Raw genomic sequence first — 23,756 nt, 5'->3', positions numbered from 1 at the left:
GCAAGCTCAACCGCAGGAGCCAGATTCAGGGCGGGCGATCACGTGTGCGCCGCGCCCTCTACATGGCAGCCCTCACTGCCATTCGAACCTGTGAGCGCTTCAAGACCTTCTACACCGCACTTGCTGCCCGGTCGGGCTCCAAGAAGCTCGCTATCATCGCCGTCGCAAGGAAGCTCCTGGTCGTCCTCAACGCTATCATTCGCGACAAAACCGCATTCGCGTGAACACAGTTGCCATTCCGTTACTTTGAGGCGCTTCTACGGTGCAGAATTCTACTCCGCTGCATCCCACGGCCAAGGTCACGGAATGGATCCTCGGGTCTACGCGTCCGCTGCGCTCCCGCTCCGCCCGTGGATGACGAAGCTCGGACGCTGCGCTGATCTCCGGAGTCTGCAATTGCTTCGTTGGGGCAAGCGTCCTGAATCTTCGCGCTTGGTCCAAGCGTCCGAAATCGCGCAGAAACAAAACGGTCTCTCAACGTATGCTGCGTCCCACCGCCTGCAGCGCCAGGAAGGCTTGGTAGCGCCTGTCATGCCAAGCCCGCGTTTCACCTGGCGCCGGGCGGAAAACATCGCCAAGCCGGGACATGGCAGGCATGGCGCTCGAAAGGTCCGGGTAACGGCCGGCGGCGACCGCTCCGAGCATCGCAGCGCCCAGCAGCACCGGTTCGGGCGATTGCGAGGCGGCGACCGGCAAGCCGGCGGCGTCGGCAAGCAGCTGTCGCACCAGCGGCGACTGCCCGGCGCCGCCGCTGATGACGATGGTATCGACCGCATGGCCGGACGACGCCATCGCCGCCACGATCTGGCGCACGCCGTAGCCGAGCCCGCAAAGCCCGGCCACGTAAAGCCCGACGAGATTATCGACGGAACGGTCCGTGCCAAGCCCGGCGATCAGGCCGCGCGCGTCCGGATCGGCCAAAGGCGAGCGATTACCGAGGAATTCGGGCACGACATGGATGCTTCCCGCGAGCGTGGCGGCGGCCGACAGATCGGGCGAGCCCGCCGTAGCGGTCGCGGCCAGCCAATCGACCAGCGATTTGCCTTCGGCAGCTGCACGCGCGGAGGCCTCGGCCTCGGCCGGGTGGAAATGCACCAGGAGATCGATGGCCGCTCCGGCCGCCGACTGGCCGCCTTCGCTCAGCCAGAGCCCGGGCACCATGGCGGAATAGTAGGGTCCCCAGACTCCCGGGACGAAGGCCGGGCCTTCGCTGCTTGCCATGGTGCAGGCAGAGGTGCCGAGCACATAGGCCATGCGCGACGAGATGGTGCCGGCTTCGCCCGCGGCCCCCACGGTGCCGACGCCGCCGGCATGGGCGTCGATCAGCCCGGCAGCGATCACAGTGCCTGGAACCAGCCCCAATTCAGCGGCCGCCGCTTCCGTCAGGCCGGCGCCCAGCGCCGTACCGGGATCGACTACGTCGGTGCCGATGCGGGCAAAATCCTCGTCGGCAAGCTCACCAAGCCCCACGGCATGGAAATAGCTTTCGTCCCAGCGCCGTTCGTGGCCGAGATAGGTCCATTTGCAGGCGAGCGTGCAGACCGAGCGGGCAAGGCTGCCGGTGGCGCGCCAGGTCAGGTAATCGGCTAGGTCGAAGAAATGCCGCGCTTGGGCAAAGGTCGCCGGCAGGTTCTCCTTGAGCCACAAAAGCTTCGGCGTCTCCATTTCTGGCGATATGACGCCGCCGACATAGTCGAGGACCGGGTGCCGGAGGGCGTTGATGCGCCTAGTCTGGTCGAGGGCGCGGTGGTCCATCCAGACGATGATGTTCCTGTCGCTATCTCCCGAGCGACCGACCGGCAAAGCCTCGCCATCATCGCCGACCACCACGAGGGAACAGGTAGCGTCGAAGCCGATGCCGCCGATTTCCCCGGGACCGACGCCCGATTTCCCGACCGCGTCGCGCACGCTGGCGCACACCGCCTGCCAGATGTCCCGGCTCGACTGCTCGGCGATCTCGCCGGGCTCGACGAAGAGCGCGATGTCGCGCTTGGCGGAAGCGAGCAGCTCGCCGCGCTCGTCAAAGACGCCGGCGCGTGCGCTGCCAGTGCCGACATCGATGCCGAGGAAATGGGAAGGCATGGGGACCTCGGGTGGGTGGTGAATAGTGAATAGCGAATGGTTATTAGTGAGTAGTGAGTAGTGAGTAGTGAGTAGATAACTTCACTATTCACTATTCACTATTCACCATTCGCTAAAGATCGTTGCTCTGCGGCAGGATCACCAGATCCCGAATGGTGATGTTTCTCGGTCGCGTCAGCATGAACAGGACGGCGTCGGCGACTTCGGTGGGCTGCATCAGGCCACCGGCCGCCAGCTCGTCTTCGAGCTTCTGCTTCGGCCAATCGCTGATCAGCGCGGTCACCACCGGCCCCGGCGCGACTGCGCCGACGCGAAGGCCGTGCTTGGCCACCTGCCGGCGCAGCGTATGGACGAATGCCTGTATGGCATGTTTCGAGGCGGTGTAGACCGGCTCCCAGACGACGGGGACGAGACCCGCGATCGAGCTGGTGACGATGATGTCGCCGGTCTTGCGTTCGACCATATGCGGCAGCACCGCGTGCACCGAGCGGAACACCGAGTTGATGTTGAGGTTCAGCATGCGGTCCCAGGCATCCGGGTCGCCGTTGAGTATCTCGCCGCCCACATAAGAACCGGCATTGGCGTGGAAGATATCGAGCTGGCCGGCCTTGTCGAGGATGCCGGGCATCATGGTCGCCACACTTGCCGGGCTGGTGAGGTCGACCACCAGCGGGATCGCGCCGTCGCCGAGCTCGGCGACCACCTCCTTCAGCCTGTCCTCCGCGCGGTCGACCAGCACGACGCGGGCACCGGCGGCAAGCATCGCTCTGGCGCATTCGAGGCCGATGCCCGATGCCGCGCCGGTGACCGCGGCGACTTTTCCCGAAAGATCGTGAGCCATGTGTACCCTTCTCGTTTGAACTGTTCAGGCGCGGCCGTGCGAAGCACGGGAACGGCGCGCGAGGGAATCGACGATCACGGCGATGGCCAGAACGGCACCGGTGATCATGTAACGAAGCGACGAGGACAGATCGAGCAGCGTCAGGCCGCTGGCGATCGACTGGATGACGATGATGCCGAGCAGCGCGGAATAGGCGCTGCCGCGGCCGCCGAACAGGCTGGTGCCGCCGATGACCGCGGCCGCGATCGCGTTCAGGTTGACGTCGCCGGTGCCGGCCTGCTGGCTGGCGGAAGCAAGCCTGGCGGCCGCAAGCACACCGCCGAGCGCGGCAAAGAGCGAGCAGAGCGCGAAAGCGCTGAGATAGATGGCGCGGACCTTGATGCCGGCGCGCCGTGCTGCCTCGCGGTTGCCGCCGACGGCGGTCATCGAGCGCCCCCATTTGGTCCGGGTCAGCGCATAGTTCATCGCCACGACGAGGCCGACGAACAGGCCGAACATCCACGGGATGCCGCGCGACTGGTTGAGATAGGCGACGATCAGCTCGAGGCCGACGGTAATGACGGCGACGCGCACAACGAGTCCGGTCACGGATGGTGCCGACAGGTTGGCCGCCCGGCGGCGCGCGAAGGTGCGAAGCCCGGAGATCAGCAGCGCCAGGCCCGGGATCGCTGCCAGCGTGTACGATACCCATTTCGGCATCACCATCAGCTGGCCGAAATCCACCAAAGCGGAGCCGTATGGCAGGTTGATCGAGCCGGTGGAGCCGAGAATGTAGAGCTGCATGCCCAGCACCGCGAGCAAGCCGGCCAGCGTCGAAACGAAGCTCGGCATGCCCAGACGGTTGAACAGCAGGGCATAGAGCGAGCCGATCAGGGCGCCGAAGGCCAACGCCGCCAGGATGGCGAGCGCGACCGGCCATCCCTGGTTGACCCAGAGCGTACCGACCATCGCTGAGGCGAAGCCGCTGATCGAGCCGACGGAGAGGTCGATCTCGCCGACCATCAGCACGCAGACGATGCCGAGCGCGATGACGCCGACCGTCGAGCAGTCGAACAGGAGGTTGACCAGATTGCTGCTGGAAACGAAGACGGGGTTGAGGCTGGTGAACACGGTCCAGATGACCACAAGGCCGACGATGACCGGCAGCGAACCGAGATCGCCGCTACGCACGCGGTCGAGGAAGGCGCGGAGCGCGCCGCCGAAGCCGGCTTCATGCTTCACTCGCGCATCGGCGCGGTCGAGGGCCATCGGGGCGGAGGTGCTTTTCTCTGCCGTCATGGGCGTTACTCCCCCGCCTGTGCGCTGCCGCTGTGATCGCGCTCCATGCGCAGGCGCTCGACGCGGCGCGACACCGCGTTGTTGGACGCGCCGGTGATGGCGCTCACCAGATCCTGGTTCGAGGCGTCGGGCTCGAAGATGCCGTTGTTGCGCCCCAGCCGCAGCACCACGATGCGGTCGGCGACGGCGCGGACATCTTCCATGTTGTGGCTGATCATCACGACGCCGAGGCCGCGCGCGCGGACGCGGTCGATAAGGTTGAGCACCTCCGCCGTCTGGGCGACGCCAAGCGCCGCGGTCGGCTCGTCGAGCAGGATGAGTTTCGGCTCGAGCAGCAGCGAGCGTGCAATCGCGACCGTCTGGCGTTGGCCGCCGGACAGCGAGGCGACCGCCTCGCGCACGCTCGGGATGCGCGCCGACAATTCGTTGAGCAGCGTCCAGGCGCGCATCTCCATCGCCACCTCATCCAGCCGCAGCGGACTGAGCTCGTTGCCGAGGAAAATGTTGGCGACCACATCGAGGTTTTCGCAAAGCGCGAGGTCCTGGAACACCGTGGCGATGCCGAGCGTCAGCGCCGCGCGAGGGTCCGGAAGCGTGACCGGCTTGCCGCGGAAATTGATTGTTCCCGCGCTCGGCTGATGCACGCCGGCGAGGATCTTGACCAGCGTCGACTTGCCGGCACCGTTGTCGCCAACCAGCGCGACGACCTCGCCGGCATGGACATCGAAATCGATATCGGTGAGCGCCGAAACGGCGCCGAAATTCTTCGATATGCCGCGCAGGCTGAGCACCAGCTCGCCGGCGGAAGCCGACCTTTCGGGACTTTCACTCATGCGCCGCCTTTCTTGACTGTCGTTCGCTGGACATCCGGCCGCCAAGGAGCGGCCGGATGCCATATGGATCACTTCGTGATGCCGAGCTTCTTGCAGCCCTCGGCATAGCGATCGACGCAGAGTTCGGCCGCCGTGTTGATCTTCTTGTCGATGATCTCGGCCTTGAGGTTCTCCTGCGTCACCACCGCCGGCGTGAACAGCTGCGAGGGCGTGTCGTAGAGCGTCATCTCTGCCTTCGGCTTTTCGCCCGACAACAGCTTGACGGCCACGTTGGCCGCGGCCGCCGCAACGATCTCGCTCGGCTTGGAGATGGTGTTGTACTGGTCGCCGGCGATGATCAGCTGCAGCGCCGCGATGGTCGCATCATTGCCCGTCACCGGCGGAACCGGATCGACGCCTGCTGCCTTGAAAGCGGCGATCGCGCCGCCGCCGGTGCCGTCATTGGCCGCGACGACGCCGAGGATCTTGGTGCCGAAGCGGGTGATCTGGCCGCTCGCCCATTGCTGCGCCTTCGGCGGCGCCCATTCCGGCGTGTCGAACTCGGCCAGGATCGGATAGCCGCTGTTGTCGAGGCCTTCGTGGATGCCCTTCTTGATCAGGCCGGCGGCAGCGTCGGTCGGCGAGCCGTTGATCTGCAGCAGGCCGCCGCCGGCCGGGTCGACCTTCAGAGCCTTGAGGTGCTCGATCAGCGAGTCGGCGATGGCCTTGCCGATGCCTTCATTGTTGAAGGAGACGTAGAAATCGGCGGGCGCCGTCGGGATGGGCCGGTCATAGGCGATCACCTTGACGCCCTGGCTCTGGGCGAGCTTGACCAGCGAGGCGGCGGCGGTCGAATCGACCGGGTCGAGCACGACGGCCTTGGCGCCCTGCGAGATCACCGAATTGAACTGCTGCTGCTGGCGCGCCGCATCGGCGTCGGCGTTCTGATAGATCACCTTGCAGCCCGGGCAGAGCTTCTTCATCTCGGCGACGAAGCCGGGATAGTCGTGCTGCTCGTAGCGGGTCGACGCCTGGTCGGGCATCAGGAAGGCAACCGTAGCATCGGTTACTGTGTCGGCGAAGGCCGCGGTGCTGCCGAGCAGCGAGACCGCGAAAACGGCCGCGATCGTCGATTTAAAGGCAAACGGCGATTTCCAAGCATGTCTGGTCATTCGAATGTCTCCGTTTCGAGAAATGGTTTCACGAGGGCCTGCGCGGTGGACCACGCGCCAGGCCTTGACTGCATGTCGAACTGTTGGGAGGAGTATTGTCAGCGGCCGAGGATCGATCCGATCCCGGTAAACTCCACAAGCATCCTCCTGAACGTGCTGGATTCCGAACAAACGATCTCCAGCACAGGGTGCTCCGCACCCCGCGTCCTTCCTTCTCTGAATCTCTTGTTGTTTGACCAATTGCGGACGGAGGCTACGGCAAGCTCGCCGCGTTCAACCGCTTCGCAATTGCTCTAGGCTCCTCCCGCTTCCTCCCTGTTAGGCGGCTATCTCCGCGTTGATATTCTCAGCCAACAAGGCCCTGAAGCGCGAAGGCGACATGCCTTTCTGCGCCAGGAACTGACGGTTGAAATTCGAGATGTTGTTGTAGCCGGCGGCGTAGCAGATTTCGGTGATCGACATCTGGTCCTCGCTCATCAGCAGCTGGCAGGCAAGGTTGATGCGCAGGCGGTTGACATACTGCACCAGTGCCATTCCGGTGTGCCGGCGGAAGCTGCGCGAGAACGCGCTCGGGCTGCGCCCGGCGATCTCGGCAAGCGTCCCTTCGCTGAAAGGCTCGGTCAGGTGGCAGTTGATATAGGCGAGCGCCTGATTGATGCCGGCCGACATGAAGCCGGAGGGATCGGGGAGATAGCCGGCGCTAGCCAAAGTGCGGACGTCGCCGGCGCGGTTCAATATATCGAGCACGGCCATGAACAGCGACAAGCGGCGCACGCCCTGCGCCTCGACCAGTTCGGCCAGCAAGGGCGCGCAGAGCTCGGCCGTCGCCGCCGAGAACAGCGCGCCGCGGCGGCTGGTTTCGAGGATGCCGGCGCAGGCGGCAAGTTCGGGCAGCGCGGCGGAGGCACCAGCGATGAATTCTTCCGAGAATTGAACGACGCGGCCGCGCAGCGGCACGGTCTCGCCCGGCGGCACGTCGCTGACCCAGTTGTGCGGCAAATTGGGCCCGGTGAGCACCAGATTGCCCGGCTCGAACTCGCCGATGAAATCGCCGACGAAATAGCGGCCGGTGGTGGCGACGACCAGATGCAGCTCGTATTCGGGATGGAAGTGCCAGCGCACGGTGCGGAAAGGATAGCCGTGGGCCCAGGCCTTGAACGACTCTCCCTGTCTGATCTGGACGACTTCCAGGTCCGGATTCATCTTCATTTCCTCCCCGCGCGGGTCCGGTCTTGGGACCGGTTCCTGCGCTTCGTCAGGCAGGCCTGTGTATTCCCACTGGCCGCCGTGATTGAAGCTTAGGCGGCAATTGAAACGCCTGCCACCACGGCTTGTCCACCCGACCGATACTTTTTTGACGTTTCGGAGCAGGTCGAAGCAGCCGATGTTTTGAAAGCACTTCCTTAACCATAGCGGTTCAGGATCGTTCTCTGGTCAGTGGGGACACCCTGATTGAAAAAGCCGGCGCGCCCTCTTCGCCGCCTGGCGCTTCTCGCGGCGGCGATTGCGCTGGGCACGGCGGCAAAGGCCTCGGATTTCTCCGAGCCCTGGAAGAATGCCGACCGCCCGCTGGTGATCGACGCCTACGAATACAATTCAATCGACTGGCAGCAGCTCGTCACCGACAAGCGTGTCGCCGGCTTCATCAACAAGGCGTCCGACGGGTTGCCGCCGCCCTATTTCTGCTTCGGCGCCGAAGCCGACGTCAAACTCTGCAAGGCGCAGTGGAAGCGCTATGCGGTGACGCGCGAATTGTTCCAGACGCGCAAAGTGGTGGCCAAGGCGCTCGGCCTGAAATGGGGCGCCTATCACCTGGCGCGGCCCGGCAACCCGGTCGAGCAGGCCAATAATTTCATCGATTTCGCCGAGCCGGCGCCCGACGAGCTGATGGCCCTCGACATCGAAGGCATCGATGCAACGCAATGGATGTCGCTGGAGGACGCGGAAGAATTCGTGCGCCAGGTGCATCGCCGCCTCGGCCGCTTCCCGGTGCTCTATGTCAACGGCAAGACCGCCCAGTATATCGCCGACAACCGCTACCAATATCGGCTCCTGTCGCGGCTGCCGCTCTGGTATGCGCGCTACAAGCCGGATATCGACGTGCATTTCCCGATGGGCAACTGGCAGGGCTATGCGCTCTGGCAATTCTCCGCGCACACCAATTGCGGCCGCTTCCGTTGCCCCTACCGCGTGCCCGGCACGCCAAACGACATCGACGTCAGCGTCGCGCCGATGAGCACCGACGAATTGCGCCGGCAATGGGCCTTCGGCGGCCTGCTCGACGTGCCGGCCGACTACCTCGCCTCGATCCCGGTGCCGCTCTCGCGCGAAGCGGCGCTCGCCGGCAAGGTGACCATCACCTATGCCGGCGTGGCGGCGCCGCCGACCTTCGAGGAGATGGTGGCGGTGCTCGGCGCGCGCTGGGAGACATTCCGCGACGGATTCCGCATGCCGGTGGTGAAGACGGTGCCTCGGCGCGCCGGCTTCGGCATCGCGCAATATGTCGCCTGGAAACGCTCCGGACAGCGCACGCCCGAGCAGATCGACGCGGCCTTCGCCGCTGCCGCCGATCCGGTCAGCACCGCCTCAACGGCGCTCGACAGCGCCAAGCGCTGACTTCTTCCAAGAGCCGACTTCTTCCAGGAGCCGAGGACATCAACGATGGCTGCCCAGGCTGGCATACATGCCGGTGGTGCGAAACTGCGTCGGATTGATGCCGTAACAGCGGCGAAAGACCTTGGAGAAGTAGTTCGCGTCCTCGAAGCCGCACAGCACCGCGACTTCCTTGACCGGCAGGAAATCGGCCTTGGTCAGGAGTTTCGCCGCGCGTTGCAGGCGCTGCTGCAGGACGAATTCGGCCGGCGGCAATCCTTCGCTCTCGGCGAAGCAGCGCGAGAAATGGGCGCGGCTCAAGCCACTGATCTGAACCAGCTCCGCCACCGGCAGCGGCTTGTCGAGATTGGCGTTGATGTGGTCGATGACAGGCTGCATGGCGCTTTGCTTCTCGGCGAAGGCGTGCGAGCCGAAGACGTCGTCATAAAGCGCCATTGCCGCCTCATAGGCGATCGCCGAGGCCGCGCCTGGCGAAGCGGCGCCCTTGATCAGCCGCAGGCTGCAATCGGCAAGGTGATCGATGGTGGCCGGCTGCAGCCGCAGCACCGGGCCCGAGACGCTGAGGATGGACTTGTGGATGCGCAGCGCCTCCTCGCCGTTCATCGAGATCCAGAAATATTCCCAGCGGTCGCCCTTGGCCAACCAGTAGCGATGATTGTGCGGCACCAGAACCAGCAGCGTGTCGTTCGCCTGCAGGCGGTAATTGCGGCTCTCGTAGCGCAATTGGCCGGTGCCGCTGATCGTATGCTGGAGCACGGTGAACGGGGTCTGGCCGCGCTTTCGCCCGTCCCAGTCGTAGGTCTCGTCCTCGCGCAGTTCGTAGCCGGTGCTGGTCGGCATGGCGTGCAGGCGCTGGCGGCCGCGCGGCAGCGAGATCGTGCGCATCAGCTTTCCGTTGGCGATCAGGTCCCGCAGCACAAAATTACCCTCGAAAGCATAATCCTTCTCTGGCCCCGTCGGCGAATAAGCGCATAATCCGGCCCTCAAGAACGCGAAAGACCCGCGGTCGAGGAGCGGGCGGGAGGAGAAAGAGCCGGATTTCCGGCTTTGGATGGCATGCGCGCTGTTGCACGCGGCCATGTTCTCTCCTTTGCTCCTTGCCTAGCATTCGATTGGATCGAGGTGAAGGTGATGAGTTTCAAAATCGCTATTATCGGCGCCGGCAGCGTCGGCTTCACCAAGAAGCTGTTCACCGACATCCTATGCGTGCCGGAGTTCGAGGATATCGAATTCGCGCTGACCGATGTCAGCGAGCACAATCTGGCGATGATCAAGGCGATCCTCGACAGGATCGTGGAAGCGAACAAGTTGCCGACCAAGGTGACGGCGACCACCAACCGCCGCGAGGCGCTGGAGGGCGCGCGCTATATCATCAGCTGCGTGCGCGTCGGCGGGCTCGAAGCCTATGCGGACGACATCCGCATCCCGCTGAAATACGGCATCGACCAATGCGTCGGCGACACGATCTGCGCCGGCGGCATTCTCTACGGCCAGCGCAACATTCCGGTGATCCTCGACTTCTGCCGGGACATCCGCGAGGTCGCCGCGACCGGCGCCAAGTTCCTCAACTACGCCAACCCGATGGCGATGAACACCTGGGCCGCGATCGAATACGGCAAGGTCGACACGGTCGGCCTCTGCCACGGCGTTCAGCATGGCGCCGAGCAGATTGCCCAGGTGCTCGGCGCGAAGTCGCCCAAGGAGCTCGACTATGTCTGCTCCGGCATCAACCATCAGACCTGGTTCATCGAGCTCAAGCTGAACGGCCGGCCGATCGGCAAGGACGAATTGATCTCCGCCTTCGAGGCGCATCCGGTCTATTCCAAGCAGGAAAAGCTGCGCATCGACGTGCTGAAGCGTTTTGGGGTGTATTCGACCGAAAGCAACGGCCACCTGTCGGAATATCTGCCCTGGTATCGCAAGCGTCCCGACGAGATCGCGCGCTGGATCGACATGTCGGACTGGATCCATGGCGAGACGGGCGGCTACCTGCGCTACTCGACCGAAACCCGCAACTGGTTCGAGACGGAATATCCGCAATTTCTCGAAGCGGCCTCGAAACCGATCGACCCGGCAAAACGCTCGAACGAACACGCCAGCCACATTCTCGAAGCGCTGGAGACGAACCGCGTCTATCGCGGCCACTTCAACGTCAAGAACAACGGCGTGATCACCAACCTGCCGCAGGATGCCATCATCGAATCGCCTGGCTTCGTCGACCGGTTCGGCATCAACATGGCGGCCGGCATCACCTTGCCGGAAGCCTGCGCGGCCACCTGCATGGCTTCGATCAACGTCCAGCGCATGTCGGTGCATGCCGCGATCGCCGGCGACATCGACCTGCTGAAGCTCGCCGTGCTGCACGATCCGCTGGTCGGAGCCGTATCGACGCCGGAAGAGGTCTGGCAGATGGTGGACGAGATGGTCGTCGCGCAGGCTCAATGGCTGCCGCAATATGCGCATGCCGTTCCGGCGGCAAAGGAGCGGCTTTCGAAATCCAAGGTCAAGACGCGCGAATGGGCGGGCGCGGCGCGGCGCAGCGTGCGCTCGATCGAGGAATTGCGCGCCGAGAAGGCGGCGCTGAAACAGGCCGGCTGAGACTGGGACAAGCAGCCGGACCTGCAGGAGGCAGGTCCCGTCGGAATGAGCCGTCCCGAACAAGAGGCGGGCAACAGCAGACATCCAAACATCTGGGAGGAGACTATGAGGAACCTGCATAGAGTTGGCATCGCCGCCGGGCTGATGCTGAGCGTTTCAGTCCATGCACTCAACGCTTTCGCGTCCGAACCGACAGTGCCGCCGCAGCCGGCGACATTCCCGGCCGAAGGCAAGATCCACTATGTGGCGCGCGACTCCATCCTGGAGTTCAAGGCGCTGCCCGAATATCACGAGCCGGACTGGGTAACGGAGAAATACGTCAAGACCGGCAAGTTGCCGCCGGTCAAGGACAGACTGCCCAAGGAGCCGCTGGTCTTCAAGACCGGCAACATGCCCGACGGCATCGGCGTCTATGGCGACACGATGCGCCACGTCATCGGCGGCAGGCCGGAAGGCTGGAACTACGGCGCCGGCCAGACGCAAGGCTGGGGCGGCATCGATATCGGCTTGTCCGAATGCCTGACGCGCACGGCGCCGCTGTTCCAGGTCGAGGCCAAGGACACCGAGCCGCTTCCGAACCTTGCCAAGAGCTGGGACTGGTCGAGTGACGGCCACAAGCTCACCATGCATCTGATCGAAGGCGCCAAATGGTCCGACGGCGCGCCCTTCAACGCTGACGACGTCATGTTCTACTGGGATGACGAGGTCGTCGATCCCAATGTCTCGCCGCTGAACGGCGCCACGCCCGAAACCTTCGGCGTCGGCACGACGCTGAAGAAGGTCGACGACTACACCGTCGAGTGGACCTTCAAGGAGGCGTTCCCGCGGCAATATCTCTATGCGATGGCCTACGGCACCTTCTGTCCCGGCCCTTCGCATATCCTGAAGCCGCAGCATCCGAAATATTCGAAGAACACCTACGATCAGTTCAAGAACGCCTTCCCGCCGGATTATATGAACATGCCGGTGATGGGCGCCTGGGTGCCGGTCGAATACCGGCCGGACGATATCATCGTCTTGCGGCGCAACCCCTACTATTGGAAGGTCGACGAAAAGGGCAACCAGCTGCCCTATCTCAACGAGCTGCAATACAAGCTGTCGACCTGGGCCGACCGCGACGTCCAGGCGGTGGCGGGCTCCGGCGATTTCTCGAACCTTGAGCAGCCCGAGAATTTCGTCGCCTCGCTGAAGCGCGCGGCCGACCCGAACGCGCCGGCCCGGCTTGCCTTCGGCCCGCGCCTCATCGGCTACAATCTGCGCATGAATTTCTCCGCCAATGGCTGGGGCAACCCGGACGAACGCGGCCAGGCGCTGCGCGAATTGAACCGCAACGAGGACTTCCGCAAGGCGGTGACCATGGCGCTCGACCGCAAGGCGCTGGGCGACTCGCTGGTCAAGGGTCCGTTTACCGCCATCTATCCGGGCGGCTTCTCGTCGGGCACCAGCTTCTATGACCGCAAGTCGACGGTCTACTATCCGTTCGATCTCAAAGGCGCCAAGGCCGAGCTTGCCAAGGCCGGGCTGAAGGACACCGATGGCGACGGCATCGTGAACTTCCCGGCCGGCACCGCCGGCGGCAAGAATGTCGAGATCGTGATGCTGGTCAACAACGACTACACCACCGACAAGAGCCTCGCCGAAGGCGTGGTCGCGCAGATGGAAAAGCTCGGACTGAGGGTCGTGCTCAACGGGGTCAACGGAACGCAGCGCGACGCCATCCAATATTCCGGCCGTTTCGATTGGCTGATCCGGCGCAACGAGACCGAGCTCACCTCGGTGGTGCAAAACACCGAGCAACTTGCTCCCGTCGGCCCGAAGACCAGCTGGAATCACCGCGCGCCGGAAAGCGGCGAAGTCGACCTGATGCCCTTCGAGAAGGACCTCGTGGACATCGTCAACAAGTTCGTGACGACGCAGGATAACGACCAGCGTGCCGACCTGATGCGAAAGTTCCAGAAGATATCGACCGAGCATGTCTACAATGTCGGGCTGACCGAGTATCCGGGCGCGCTCATCATCAACAAGCGCTTCTCGAACATCCCGCAAGGCACGCCGATCTACATGTTCAACTGGGCCGAGGATTCGATCGTCCGCGAACGTGTCTTCGTCGCCGCCGACAAGCAGGCGAAGCACGAACTGTATCCGGAGGAGCTTCCCGGCAAACCGGGTGACAAGGGTCCGATGTAAGGTTTACCTCCCCTGACGAAAAGACGTCCGGCCGCGCCGCGGCGCGGCCGGACAACGAAACCTCCGAACGCACCTCAGGGAGCGACCGGCCAGAAAGGAAGCTGACCGCCCATGCTGCGATTCCTGCTTATGCGCATAGCGTCGGCGCTTCCCGTCCTCGCCATCTTGAGCCTCGTCACCTTCGCCATCATCCAGGCGCCGCCCGGCGACTATGCGGATTACATCCGCTCGCAGCTGATCAACCAGGGTGGCGCTTCCTACGCCGAGGCTGAAGCGCAAGCCCAGGCCTACCGCGTCGAGCATGGCCTCGATAAGCCGCTGCCCATCCAGTATCTCAACTGGATCGGCGGCATCATCACCCGCGGCGATTTCGGCTACAGCCTCTACTACAACAAGCCCGTGGCCGATGTGGTGGGCGAGCGCCTGCCGCGCACCTTGCTTCTGGCGCTGGTCTGCCATCTGCTCGCCTCGGTGCTCGGCATCAGCTTCGGCATCTGGGCGGCAACGCGTCAGTACAGCTGGATCGATTCGACACTTTCGGCGATCTCGTTCCTCGGCATGACGGTGCCGCGCTTCCTGATGGCGCTGATCATCGTCTACCTCTTGGTCTTCCAGTTCAACGTCTCCGAGATCGGCTCGTTCTTCTCGCCGCAATATGGCGGCGCGCCCTGGTCGTGGGCTAAGTTTGTCGACCTGGTCAAACATGTCTGGCCGGTTGTGGCGATCGCGACCTTCGGCGGCCTCGCCTACAATATGCGCGTGATGCGCGGCAATCTGCTCGACACGCTCAACGCGCAATATGTCGAAACGGCCAAGGCCAAAGGCCTTACCGGCGGCACCGTGGTGATGCGGCACGCCGTGCCCAACGCGCTGCATCCGCTGGTGATGTATCAGGGCGTGGTGCTGCCCTATATGCTCACCGGCGAGATCGAGACGGCAATCATCTTCGCGCTGCCCACTGTCGGCCCGGCGATCGTCGGCTCGATGGCGGTCGGCGACGTCTATGTCACGGCGACCTTCATGATGGTGCTGTCGGCGACGCTGATCGTCGGCAACATCATCGCCGACATGCTGCTGGTCCTGCTCGACCCGCGCATCCGCCAGTTCGGGGAGCGCTAAATGCTGGCCCGCGATCCCTCACCCCTGCCCCCATCCCTTACGCCCTTGCCGGCCGAAAGCGTCCCGGTGGCCGAAGCCGCGCATGGCAATGAGAGCTACATCGCGCTTGTCTGGCGCCGGCTGAAGCGTTCGTGGACCGGCATGGCCGGGCTTTGCCTGGTCGCGCTCTTGCTTGTCATGGCGGTGTTCGCCGAATTCCTGGCGCCGATGGACCCCAAGGCGACTGACGTCGCCTTCGCGCCGCCGCAACTGCCCGCCTTCCACGACAAGGACGGCAATTTCGTCGCGCGGCCGCGGGTCTACGCGCTGGCCGATTCGGCCGATCTCGATCCGGTCACCTTCCAGCCGATCGTCGGCCCCGACTACGACCACCCAAGGCTGCTCGGCTTCTTCGTCGAAGGCGCGCCCTACAAGCTTCTCGGCCTCATTCCGGCGAACCGGCATTTCTTCGCCTCGATGGACGGCCAACCGGTGCATTTCCTCGGCACCGACAAGTTCGGCCGCGATGTGCTGTCGCGCGCCATCCACGGCTCGCGCGTGTCGCTGATGATCGCGCTGACGGTGGTCTTCATCATCACGGTCATCGGCACCAGCGTCGGCATGATCTCCGGCTATTTCGGCGGCAAGTTCGATGTCTGGATGCAGCGCTTCGTCGAGCTTGTGCTCGCCTTCCCGCAATTGCCGCTTTATCTGGCGCTGACGACGCTGATCCCGGTCACCGCGCCGACCAACGTCTTCCTCGCCTTCGTCATCATCGTCATGTCGGCGCTGGGCTGGGCGCAGATGTCGCGCGAGGTGCGCGGCAAGACGCTGGCGCTGGCGCGGATCGACTATGTGCGCGCCGCCATGGCGGTCGGTGCCACCGACCGGCGCATCATCATGCAGCACATCTTCCCCAACGTGATGAGCCATGTGATCGTCGCCGTGACGCTGGCGATCCCGACGGTGGTGCTGCTCGAATCCTTCCTCGGTTTCCTCGGCTTCGCGGTGAAGCCGCCGCTGATCTCTTGGGGCCTGATGCTGCAGGACACGGCGACCTATTCGGTCATCGGCACCTATCCGTGGATCCTGTCGCCGGTCGGCTTCGTGCTGATCACCGTCTTTGCCTTCAACGCGCTGGGCGACGGCCTGCGCGATGCCGTCGATCCTTATTGAGGTGGCCGGATGACGACGATCGCGATCGCAGACTCCCTCGCGCCGGCCGTCCGGTTCGACCATGGCGGACGCCACGACCAGCCCGTCATCGACGCCCGCAACATCGAGGTCGCGTTCAAGGTCGAGCACGGCACCGTCGAGGCGGTCAAGGACGTCTCCTTCCAGATCTATCGCGGCGAGACGATCGCGATCGTCGGCGAGTCCGGCTCCGGCAAGTCGGTGACGGCGCGCACCGTCATGGGGTTGTTGTCCAGGCGGGCAACCGTCTCGCCGCGATCGAGCGTCGAATATCTCGGGCAGAACATCCTGAAATTCCCCGAGAGCGCCCGGCGCAAGCTGCGCGGCAACCGCATCTCGATGATCTTCCAGGAGCCGATGAGCTCGCTCAACCCGATCTACACGGTGGGCAGCCAGATCGTCGAAGCGATCAGGGTGCACCGCAAGGTGGGCCGCAGGCAAGCCTGGGCGCGCGCGCTCGAGCTTCTACGGCATGTCCAGATCCCCGAGCCGGAAGCAAGGCTCAAGCAGTATCCGCATCAGCTATCGGGCGGTCAGCGGCAGCGGGTGATGATCGCCATGGCCTTGGCCAACGAGCCCGACGTTCTGATCGCCGATGAGCCGACCACGGCGCTCGACGTCACGGTGCAGGCGCAGATCCTGAACCTGATCCGCAACCTGCAGAAGGAACTGCGGATGGCGGTGATCCTGATCACCCACGATCTCACCGTGGTGCGCAAGTTCTCCGACTACGTCTATGTCATGCAGCATGGCGAAATGCGCGAGCACAACGTCACCGAGCGGCTGTTCGTCGATCCGCGGCACCCTTACACGCAGCGGCTGCTCGCCTCCGAGCCGCGCGGCTGCCCGCAGCCGCTGCCGGAGGGCAGCGGCACCATCCTCGAGGCGAACGGCGTGCGCGTCTGCTTCATGCTGCGCCACGGCTCGTTCCTCAAGCCGGACTGGCGCGAGCTGGTCGCGGTCGACGATCTCGACCTGAAGCTTTGCCGTCACGAGACGCTGGGACTGGTCGGCGAATCCGGCTCCGGCAAGACCAGCTTCGGCCAGGCACTGATCAGGCTGGCCGACGCCAAGCGCGGCGAGATCCGCTTCGACGGCCAGCCGATCGAGAAGCTGTCGCGCACCGAGATGCGGCCGCTGCGCTCGCGCATGCAGGTCGTTTTCCAGGATCCGTTCTCCTCGCTCAACCCGCGCATGACGATCGGCCAGATCATCGAGGAAGGTCTGGTCGTCAACAGGCTGGGCGCGACGCGGCGCGAGCGGAACGAGCGGGTGCGCGAGGCGCTGGTCAGCGCCGGCATGCCCGGCAACATCCTGTCGCGCTTCCCGCACGAGTTCTCCGGCGGCCAGCGACAGCGCATCGCGATCGCGCGCGCCATCGCGCTGGAGCCCGAATTCATCCTGCTCGACGAGCCGACTTCGGCGCTCGACCTTTCGGTGCAGGCGCAGATCATCGACCTGTTGCGCAAGCTGCAGGACGAACGCGGCCTGAGCTATCTCTTCATCTCGCACGACCTCAAGGTGGTGCGGGCGCTCTGCCACCGCGTCATCGTCATGCAGCACGGCAAGATCGTCGAGCAGGGACCCGTCGACGAGGTCCTTTCCAATCCCAAGACCGCCTACACCGAACGGCTCGTCAGGGCCGCTTTCGACGTGGCTTAGAAGTGCCGGAGGTTTTTACAGTGGCAAGAAATCCCAGGATCACATTCATCGGCGCGGGCTCGACGGTGTTCATGAAGAACATCGTCGGCGACGTGCTGCAGCGGCCGGCGCTGTCGGGCGCAACCATCGCATTGATGGACATCAACCCGCAGCGGCTGGAAGAAAGCGCCGTCGTCGTCAACAAGCTGATCGCGACGCTCGGCGTCAAGGCGAAGGCCGAGACCTATTCCGACCAGCGCAAGGCGCTTTCCGGCGCCGACTTCGTCGTCGTCGCCTTCCAGATCGGCGGCTACGAGCCCTGCACCGTCACCGATTTCGAGGTGCCGAAGAAATACGGCTTGCGCCAGACCATCGCCGACACGCTCGGCGTCGGCGGCATCATGCGCGGCCTCAGGACCGTGCCGCATCTGTGGAAGATCTGCGAGGACATGCTCGCCGTCTGCCCCGAGGCGATCATGCTGCAATATGTCAACCCGATGGCGATCAACACCTGGGCGATCGCCGAGAAATATCCCACGATCAAGCAGGTCGGGCTCTGCCACTCGGTGCAGGGCACGGCGATGGAACTGGCGCATGATCTCGACCTTCCCTATGAGGAGATCCGCTACCGCTCGGCCGGCATCAACCACATGGCCTTTTATCTCAAGTTCGAGCATCGCCAGCCGGACGGCACCTACCGCGACCTCTATCCCGACCTCGTGCGCGCCTATCGCGAGGGCCGTGCGCCAAAACCCGGCTGGAACCCGCGCTGCCCGAACAAGGTGCGCTACGAGATGCTGACCAGGCTCGGCTATTTCGTCACCGAAAGCTCGGAGCATTTCGCCGAATACACGCCCTATTTCATCAAGGACGGCCGACCAGACCTGATCGAGAAATACGGCATTCCGCTCGACGAATATCCGAAACGCTGCATCGAGCAGATCGAGCGCTGGAAAGGCCAGGCGGAGGCCTACCGCTCGGCCGAGCGGATCGAGGTCGAGCAGTCCAGGGAATACGCTTCCTCGATCATGAATTCGGTGTGGACCGGCGAGCCGTCGGTGATCTACGGCAATGTGCGCAACAATGGCTGCATCACCTCGCTGCCTTTCGACTGCGCGGCGGAAGTGCCGTGCCTGGTCGACGCCTCCGGCATCCAGCCCACTTATATCGGCGAATTGCCGCCGCAGCTCACGGCGCTGATCCGCACCAACATCAATGTGCAGGAGCTGACGGTGCGGGCGCTGATGAGCGAGAACCGCGAGCACATCTACCATGCGGCGATGATGGACCCGCATACGGCGGCCGAGCTCGACCTCGATCAGATCTGGTCCTTGGTCGACGACCTGCTTGCCGCTCATGGCGACTGGCTGCCGGCCTGGGCGCGAGGCCGGCGCAAGAGCGCGGCCGCCTGAATTCCGGGATTACGCCCCGGCCTTCTCGCGCTCGACGGCGCGCCAGCCGATGTCGTGGCGGTAAAAGCCTTGCGGCCAGTCGATCTGGTCGATCGCCGCATACGCTTTTGCCTGCGCCTCGCCGACGGTCTTGCCGAGGGCGGTGACGTTGAGCACACGGCCGCCATTCGCGACCAGCGCACCGCCATTGATGGCGGTGCCGGCATGGAAGACCTGGACGCCCTCGCCTTCCGCCTTGTCGAGGCCGCGGATGACGGAGCCCTTTTCCGGCGCGCCGGGATAACCCCTGGCCGCCATCACCACGGTCAACGCCGTCTCGTCGCTCCAGCGGACCGACATATGCGCGAGCTGGCCGTCGACGGCAGCGCTGAGCAGGACGAGCAGGTCGTCCTTCAGCCGCATCATCAGCACCTGGCATTCGGGATCGCCGAAACGGGTGTTGTATTCGATGAGCTTCGGCCCGCTGTCGGTGATCATCAGGCCGGCGAAGAGGATGCCGGCGAAAGGCGCGCCGAGATTGGCCATGCCGCGCATGGTCGGCTCGACGATCTCGCGCATGGTGCGCTCGGTCATTTCCGGCGTCATCACCGGCGCCGGCGAATAGGCGCCCATGCCGCCGGTGTTCGGCCCGATATCGCCGTCGCCAACGCGCTTGTGGTCCTGCGCGGTGCCGAAGGGCAGCGCGGTGGCGCCGTCGCACAGGCAGAAGAAGCTTGCCTCCTCGCCGGTCAGATATTCCTCGACCACGACCTCGGCGCCGGCGGCGCCGAAGGCGCCGTCGAAGCAGGCTTCGAGCGCGGCGTTCGCCTCGTCCTGCGTCATGGCGATGGTGACGCCCTTGCCGGCGGCAAGCCCGTCGGCCTTGATGACGATCGGCGCCCCGGTCTTCTCGACATAGGCTTTCGCCGAAGCGAGGTCGCTGAAGCGGCCATAGGCGGCGGTCGGGATGTTGAACTTGGCGCAAAGATCCTTGGTGAAGCCCTTCGAGCCCTCGAGCCGCGCCGCCGCCTTGGAGGGGCCGAAGACGCGGATGCCCCAGGCGCGCAGATCGTCGGCGATGCCGGCCACCAGCGGACCTTCCGGGCCGACCACGACGAGGTCGATCTTCTTCTCCTGGCAGAAGGCGGCGACGGTGGAATGGTCGGCGACGTCGAGCTTGACCGGTTCGGCGACGCGGCCGATGCCCGGATTGCCGGGAGAGGCATAGAGCTTCGTCAGCAGCGGCGAGGCGGACATCTTCCAGGCCAGCGCATGTTCGCGGCCACCCGAACCGAGAAGAAGAACGTTCATGGCCACCTCTTGCTGATCGTCTCCCTGAACCCGCTATTGGTCCACGGGCGGCGGGTCAAGGCGTCTCGGCATTTTGGCGGCAATTGCGCACGGGAACATGGGCCTCATCAAGGCCGATGAGACAGGTGCCGCCGCCGGCCAGTCCCCGGTACAGGGATTTGGGAGGTTGCCGTTTATCGGCGAGCAAGATGTTGGCCGTTCATTTCCGTGAAATCGGCGCAAGCGTTGGTGATTGGCTGAAGTTTCATCAACGTCGTCATCCTAGGGCGAAGCAGGAGCGCAGCTCCGTCGCGGAGACCCTAGGATCCATGCCGTGACATTGATCGAGGGCCGCGACGGAGCAGAATTCTGCACCCCTGCAACGCCTCAGCATCACGGCATGGATCCTCGGGTCTGCGCGCGTCGCTACGCTCCTTGCTCCGCCCGTGGATGACGAGGGCGGGCCGGTTCGGCCAACCCCAACATGCGATTGCCGGCGCAAATATAGCCGACCAATCAGAAATTGCTGTGTCCCCAACTTGGTCTGAAAAAATGCCTCAGCTTTGGAAAACGATGGGAAACCAATCCTCGCGCAGTTTCTGGCCGGGCTTCATGTCGTGACCCGGATAGGGCGGCGAGGTGCGGCCGGGACGCTCGACATAATGCGCGTCGTCGCCGACCCAGCGCAGCGACAGCGCCCGGCGCCGTGCCGCCGTCAGGTTGCCGCGCGCGCCGTGCGCGGTGCGGAAGTCGAACAGGATGGCGTCGCCCGGCTCCATCTCCCATTCCAGAACCTTCATCGACGGGTCGTTGTCGGGGTCGGGCACAGGCAGGTAGTCGCCCTCGCCGGCGTAGAAGTTGTCTTCGTTCAGCCATCGCACCGGCAGCACCATCTTTTCCCATTTGTGCGAGCCGGCGATCAGCCTCAGCGTCGCTTCCTTCACCGGATCGATCGGGATCCAGAAGCTCACCGTCTGGCTGCCGTCGACGAAGTAGTAGGGAATGTCCTGGTGCCACGGCGTCGGCTTCTGCGTGCCGGGCTCCTTGACCAGGACGTGGTCGTGGAAGAACTGGGCGCTGCGCGACTGCATGACCGCGGCCGCGAGCTCGGCGGCCGGTGATTCCTTGACGATCCTGACGAATTCCGGGATGCGCTCCCAGTTGCAATAGTCGTCGAAGAAGCTGCCCTTGCCGCCGGCGATGTCGGAAGCGGCGGCGCTGCGGTTGCGCATATTACGCTCGATGCCGTCGGCGATCACGTCGACCCAGTCCTTGAAGGCGCCGCGGATGCAGACCGCGCCATCGCGCTGGTAATCGGCAATCGTCGAAGCTTCGATCTTCGGGCTGGCCATTGCGTGCTCTCCTTGAGTTGGCAAGCGACTATCGCAAGCGCCCGACAGCGGGTAAAATAATAACTTGCCATCTGGTTTATAGTTATACCCTATGAGACTGACCCTCGCGCAATTGCGCTATGTCGTTGCCGTGGCCCGCTATGGCAGCGTGACCGCGGCAGCCCAGGCGCTGAACGTGTCGCAGCCGTCCATCTCGGTTGCGATCGACAATGTCGAGGACGCGCTGGGCCAGAAACTGTTCGTGCGCCACCGCGGCAGCGGCGTTTCGCTGACATCCTTCGGCCGCAGGGCCGTGGCCAAGGCAAGGCAGGTGCTGGGCGAGGCGGACGAGCTGGCGGCGCTCGGTTCGCGTGACGCCGATGTCGGCGGCGAGCTGGCGCTCGGCTGCTTCGAGGATCTGGCGCCCTATTTCGCGCCGGCGCTGATGCGCGCCTTCGCCGAGCGCTGCCCGGCTGTCACCGTCGTCATCGGCGATGAAACCTTCGACACGCTGGGACGGCGCCTGGCCGACAGCGCCGTCGATCTCGGCCTCACCTACGATCTCGGCCTTCCAGGCCATTTCAAGCGCATTCTGCTGCATGAATTGCGGCCGCACGCGCTTTTGTCGGCCGGCCATGTGCTGGCGGACAAGCACGCCGTCAGCCTGGCCGAGCTTGCGCAGCATCCGCTGATCACCACCGACCAGCCGCACAGCTGGCAGCACATGCTGGACCTTTTCCTCAGCCGCGGCCTCTCACCGGTCGCCCGGGCGACGACCAGCTCGTTCGAGCTGCAGCGTTCCATGGTGGCCAACGGCTTCGGCGTCGCGGTCAGCTATACGAGGCCCTATGGCGACCGCAGCTATGACGGCCTGCCGCTGGTCTGCAAGCCGCTCTCCGATCCGCTGCCCATGCAGCGCATCATCCTGACCCACGACACGCGCCAGCGCCTGTCGAAGGCAGCGGTCGCCTTCATCGAGGTCGCCAAGGCCTGGTTTGCCGGTCACGATGTTTTCACCGCCTAGGTTTTCAGCGCTTGAGCGACAACGCGGCCGCTTGACGGCGCTGCTTGCTGCTGCCACTCCAGCGTGATGGAAACCGTCCAGTCGAAAGCGATCCAGGGCCGTGTCGCCGACGCGCCGAGCGGTCATTGGGTCTATCGCGTGCTGCCGCGCTGGCTCTGGCCCTATGCGCAGCTTGCGCGCTGGGACAGGCCGATCGGCTGGCAGCTGCTTTTATGGCCCTGCTGGTGGTCGGCAGCGCTTGCCGCGGGCGCCTATCCGCGCCCGACCGACCCGCTGCTGACGCTGCTGCCGACGCCTTGGTATCTATTGCTGTTCTTCATCGGCGCTGTCGCCATGCGCGGCGCCGGCTGCACCTATAACGATCTCGCCGACCAGGACATCGACAACCAGGTCGAGCGCACGCGCTCGCGGCCGCTGCCCGCCGGCAAGGTGACACGCCGCCAGGCCTGGGCTTTCGTCATCATCCAGGCGCTGGTGGGCTTGGCCGTGCTGTTGCAGTTCAACGGCTTCGCCATTCCGCTCGGCATCGCCTCGCTGGCGATCGTCGCGGTCTATCCTTTCATGAAGCGCATCACTAACTGGCCGCAATTGGTGCTGGGGCTCGCCTTCTCCTGGGGCGCGCTGATGGGCTGGGCGGTCGAGTTCGGCGATCTCGATGATCCGGCGATCATGCTCTATATCGGCTCGATCCTGTGGGTGATCGGCTACGATACGATCTACGCGCATCAGGACAAGGAAGACGACGCCATCGTCGGTGTGCGCTCGACGGCGCGGCTGTTCGGCGACAACACCAAGACCTGGCTGGTTGGACTCTATGGCGGCGCGCTGGTCTGCTTCGCCATCGCCTTTGCATCCGCCCAGGTGCCGATCGTGGCGCTGGCCGGGCTGATCGCCGCCGGCGCGCATATGGCGCGCCAGATCATCCGACTCGACATCAACAATCCGGACCAATGCCTGAAACTGTTCAAGTCGAACAACCAGGTCGGCTGGCTGATCTTCCTCGGCCTGATCGGCGGGTCGGTGTGGATTTGGCTGAAGCCGCTGGTGTAGTGGCGCCGCTTTCCCTTCTCCCCTTTTGGGCCTGTTGCGTAATTGGCTGGTTGTGATTCTCTGAGAGGAAGCTCGGAGGGAATCGCGATGGCTGTGAAGCAGACGGGACAGTTGAGCCTGGCGGAGGCGTTTCTAGGCGACAAGCTTGCGGGCG

At 64.4% G+C, this 23,756-nt stretch carries 19 protein-coding genes; 10 read left to right on the top strand and 9 right to left on the bottom strand.

All coding sequences use genetic code 11. From position 1 onward, the window contains the following. Nucleotides 1-224, top strand: a 224-nt coding sequence (locus tag CK219_RS30555; RefSeq protein ID WP_141245432.1) for a transposase, incomplete at its 5' end; no start/stop codon positions are given. A 250-nt stretch (nucleotides 225-474) separates the two neighbouring features. On the opposite strand, the gene CK219_RS30550 is transcribed toward CK219_RS30555, so the two are convergent. From CK219_RS30550 to CK219_RS30525, 6 genes are all read right to left on the bottom strand, one after another. After that, nucleotides 475-2,082 carry an FGGY-family carbohydrate kinase gene (locus CK219_RS30550; protein ID WP_095770170.1) on the bottom strand — a complete coding sequence of 536 codons (1,608 nt, stop codon included), beginning with the start codon at nucleotides 2,080-2,082 and terminating at the stop codon, nucleotides 475-477. Between the two features lie 112 nt (nucleotides 2,083-2,194). Continuing rightward, nucleotides 2,195-2,923 carry an SDR family oxidoreductase gene (locus CK219_RS30545; protein WP_095770169.1) on the bottom strand — a complete coding sequence of 243 codons (729 nt, stop codon included), beginning with the start codon at nucleotides 2,921-2,923 and terminating at the stop codon, nucleotides 2,195-2,197. 24 nt (nucleotides 2,924-2,947) lie between these two features. Then, nucleotides 2,948-4,201 carry an ABC transporter permease gene (locus CK219_RS30540; RefSeq protein ID WP_095770168.1) on the bottom strand — a complete coding sequence of 418 codons (1,254 nt, stop codon included), beginning with the start codon at nucleotides 4,199-4,201 and terminating at the stop codon, nucleotides 2,948-2,950. Between the two features lie 5 nt (nucleotides 4,202-4,206). Next, complete coding sequence (locus CK219_RS30535) at nucleotides 4,207-5,034, bottom strand: ATP-binding cassette domain-containing protein (protein WP_095770167.1); 828 nt, start codon at nucleotides 5,032-5,034, stop codon at nucleotides 4,207-4,209. A gap of 68 nt (nucleotides 5,035-5,102) precedes the next feature. Further along, nucleotides 5,103-6,185, bottom strand: a complete 1,083-nt coding sequence (locus CK219_RS30530) for a sugar ABC transporter substrate-binding protein (protein ID WP_095770166.1) — start codon at nucleotides 6,183-6,185, stop codon at nucleotides 5,103-5,105. Nucleotides 6,186-6,503: 318 nt separating this feature from the next. Next, a complete protein-coding gene (locus CK219_RS30525; RefSeq protein WP_095770174.1) occupies nucleotides 6,504-7,388 on the bottom strand; it encodes an AraC family transcriptional regulator in 885 nt (294 codons plus the stop codon). Between the two features lie 249 nt (nucleotides 7,389-7,637). Here CK219_RS30525 and CK219_RS30520 point away from each other — a divergent pair, with 249 nt between their 5' ends. Continuing rightward, on the top strand, nucleotides 7,638-8,801 hold the full coding sequence (locus CK219_RS30520; RefSeq protein WP_095770165.1) for a glycoside hydrolase family 25 protein: 1,164 nt from the start codon (nucleotides 7,638-7,640) through the stop codon (nucleotides 8,799-8,801). Nucleotides 8,802-8,840: 39 nt separating this feature from the next. Here CK219_RS30520 and CK219_RS30515 read toward each other — a convergent pair whose 3' ends face one another. After that, on the bottom strand, nucleotides 8,841-9,878 hold the full coding sequence (locus CK219_RS30515) for an AraC family transcriptional regulator (RefSeq protein WP_348628358.1): 1,038 nt from the start codon (nucleotides 9,876-9,878) through the stop codon (nucleotides 8,841-8,843). 51 nt (nucleotides 9,879-9,929) lie between these two features. Here CK219_RS30515 and CK219_RS30510 point away from each other — a divergent pair, with 51 nt between their 5' ends. The 6 genes from CK219_RS30510 to CK219_RS30485 all read left to right on the top strand — a co-directional run bounded on the left by CK219_RS30510 (nucleotide 9,930) and on the right by CK219_RS30485 (nucleotide 18,928). Beyond that, nucleotides 9,930-11,396 (top strand): alpha-glucosidase/alpha-galactosidase, encoded by a 1,467-nt coding sequence (locus CK219_RS30510; RefSeq protein ID WP_095770172.1) that lies wholly within the window; start codon nucleotides 9,930-9,932, stop codon nucleotides 11,394-11,396. A 105-nt stretch (nucleotides 11,397-11,501) separates the two neighbouring features. Continuing rightward, nucleotides 11,502-13,583 carry an ABC transporter substrate-binding protein gene (locus CK219_RS30505; protein ID WP_095770164.1) on the top strand — a complete coding sequence of 694 codons (2,082 nt, stop codon included), beginning with the start codon at nucleotides 11,502-11,504 and terminating at the stop codon, nucleotides 13,581-13,583. A gap of 111 nt (nucleotides 13,584-13,694) precedes the next feature. Continuing rightward, nucleotides 13,695-14,702, top strand: a complete 1,008-nt coding sequence (locus CK219_RS30500) for an ABC transporter permease (protein WP_095770163.1) — start codon at nucleotides 13,695-13,697, stop codon at nucleotides 14,700-14,702. Further along, nucleotides 14,703-15,857 (top strand): ABC transporter permease, encoded by a 1,155-nt coding sequence (locus CK219_RS30495; RefSeq protein WP_095770162.1) that lies wholly within the window; start codon nucleotides 14,703-14,705, stop codon nucleotides 15,855-15,857. A 9-nt stretch (nucleotides 15,858-15,866) separates the two neighbouring features. After that, nucleotides 15,867-17,537, top strand: a complete 1,671-nt coding sequence (locus tag CK219_RS30490; protein WP_095770161.1) for an ABC transporter ATP-binding protein — start codon at nucleotides 15,867-15,869, stop codon at nucleotides 17,535-17,537. 20 nt (nucleotides 17,538-17,557) lie between these two features. Continuing rightward, complete coding sequence (locus CK219_RS30485) at nucleotides 17,558-18,928, top strand: alpha-glucosidase/alpha-galactosidase (RefSeq protein ID WP_095770160.1); 1,371 nt, start codon at nucleotides 17,558-17,560, stop codon at nucleotides 18,926-18,928. A 9-nt stretch (nucleotides 18,929-18,937) separates the two neighbouring features. Here the strand turns inward: CK219_RS30485 and purD are convergent, their stop codons facing one another. Together purD and CK219_RS30475 are read right to left on the bottom strand one after the other, a co-directional pair. Continuing rightward, nucleotides 18,938-20,218: a phosphoribosylamine--glycine ligase gene (purD, locus tag CK219_RS30480; RefSeq protein WP_095770159.1), complete on the bottom strand. Its 1,281-nt coding sequence runs from the start codon at nucleotides 20,216-20,218 to the stop codon at nucleotides 18,938-18,940. Between the two features lie 536 nt (nucleotides 20,219-20,754). Further along, complete coding sequence (locus tag CK219_RS30475) at nucleotides 20,755-21,549, bottom strand: phytanoyl-CoA dioxygenase family protein (RefSeq protein ID WP_095770158.1); 795 nt, start codon at nucleotides 21,547-21,549, stop codon at nucleotides 20,755-20,757. A 91-nt stretch (nucleotides 21,550-21,640) separates the two neighbouring features. Here CK219_RS30475 and CK219_RS30470 point away from each other — a divergent pair, with 91 nt between their 5' ends. Together CK219_RS30470 and ubiA are read left to right on the top strand one after the other, a co-directional pair. Next, complete coding sequence (locus CK219_RS30470; protein WP_095770157.1) at nucleotides 21,641-22,552, top strand: LysR family transcriptional regulator; 912 nt, start codon at nucleotides 21,641-21,643, stop codon at nucleotides 22,550-22,552. Nucleotides 22,553-22,618: 66 nt separating this feature from the next. Continuing rightward, on the top strand, nucleotides 22,619-23,602 hold the full coding sequence (ubiA, locus tag CK219_RS30465) for a 4-hydroxybenzoate octaprenyltransferase (RefSeq protein ID WP_095770156.1): 984 nt from the start codon (nucleotides 22,619-22,621) through the stop codon (nucleotides 23,600-23,602). Nucleotides 23,603-23,756: the final 154 nt, after the last annotated feature.

The organism is Mesorhizobium sp. WSM4313, assembly GCF_002294725.1.
Taxonomy (GTDB): Bacteria; Pseudomonadota; Alphaproteobacteria; order Rhizobiales; family Rhizobiaceae; genus Mesorhizobium.
Note: the sequence above shows the minus strand (reverse complement) of the source record. Positions and strands in the feature narration are given on the sequence as shown.

What these genes read in the sequence shown, in the direction of transcription:
- ubiA (WP_095770156.1), top strand. Translation starts at nt 22,619, where the DNA reads ATGGAAACCGTCCAGTCGAAAGCGATCCAGGGCCGTGTCGCCGACGCG.
- CK219_RS30515 (WP_348628358.1), bottom strand. Translation starts at nt 9,878, where the DNA reads ATGGCCGCGTGCAACAGCGCGCATGCCATCCAAAGCCGGAAATCCGGC.
- CK219_RS30470 (WP_095770157.1), top strand. Translation starts at nt 21,641, where the DNA reads ATGAGACTGACCCTCGCGCAATTGCGCTATGTCGTTGCCGTGGCCCGC.
- CK219_RS30505 (WP_095770164.1), top strand. Translation starts at nt 11,502, where the DNA reads ATGAGGAACCTGCATAGAGTTGGCATCGCCGCCGGGCTGATGCTGAGC.
- CK219_RS30545 (WP_095770169.1), bottom strand. Translation starts at nt 2,923, where the DNA reads ATGGCTCACGATCTTTCGGGAAAAGTCGCCGCGGTCACCGGCGCGGCA.
- CK219_RS30530 (WP_095770166.1), bottom strand. Translation starts at nt 6,185, where the DNA reads ATGACCAGACATGCTTGGAAATCGCCGTTTGCCTTTAAATCGACGATC.
- CK219_RS30540 (WP_095770168.1), bottom strand. Translation starts at nt 4,201, where the DNA reads ATGACGGCAGAGAAAAGCACCTCCGCCCCGATGGCCCTCGACCGCGCC.
- CK219_RS30495 (WP_095770162.1), top strand. Translation starts at nt 14,703, where the DNA reads ATGCTGGCCCGCGATCCCTCACCCCTGCCCCCATCCCTTACGCCCTTG.
- CK219_RS30535 (WP_095770167.1), bottom strand. Translation starts at nt 5,034, where the DNA reads ATGAGTGAAAGTCCCGAAAGGTCGGCTTCCGCCGGCGAGCTGGTGCTC.
- purD (WP_095770159.1), bottom strand. Translation starts at nt 20,218, where the DNA reads ATGAACGTTCTTCTTCTCGGTTCGGGTGGCCGCGAACATGCGCTGGCC.
- CK219_RS30550 (WP_095770170.1), bottom strand. Translation starts at nt 2,082, where the DNA reads ATGCCTTCCCATTTCCTCGGCATCGATGTCGGCACTGGCAGCGCACGC.
- CK219_RS30525 (WP_095770174.1), bottom strand. Translation starts at nt 7,388, where the DNA reads ATGAATCCGGACCTGGAAGTCGTCCAGATCAGACAGGGAGAGTCGTTC.
- CK219_RS30510 (WP_095770172.1), top strand. Translation starts at nt 9,930, where the DNA reads ATGAGTTTCAAAATCGCTATTATCGGCGCCGGCAGCGTCGGCTTCACC.
- CK219_RS30500 (WP_095770163.1), top strand. Translation starts at nt 13,695, where the DNA reads ATGCTGCGATTCCTGCTTATGCGCATAGCGTCGGCGCTTCCCGTCCTC.
- CK219_RS30475 (WP_095770158.1), bottom strand. Translation starts at nt 21,549, where the DNA reads ATGGCCAGCCCGAAGATCGAAGCTTCGACGATTGCCGATTACCAGCGC.
- CK219_RS30490 (WP_095770161.1), top strand. Translation starts at nt 15,867, where the DNA reads ATGACGACGATCGCGATCGCAGACTCCCTCGCGCCGGCCGTCCGGTTC.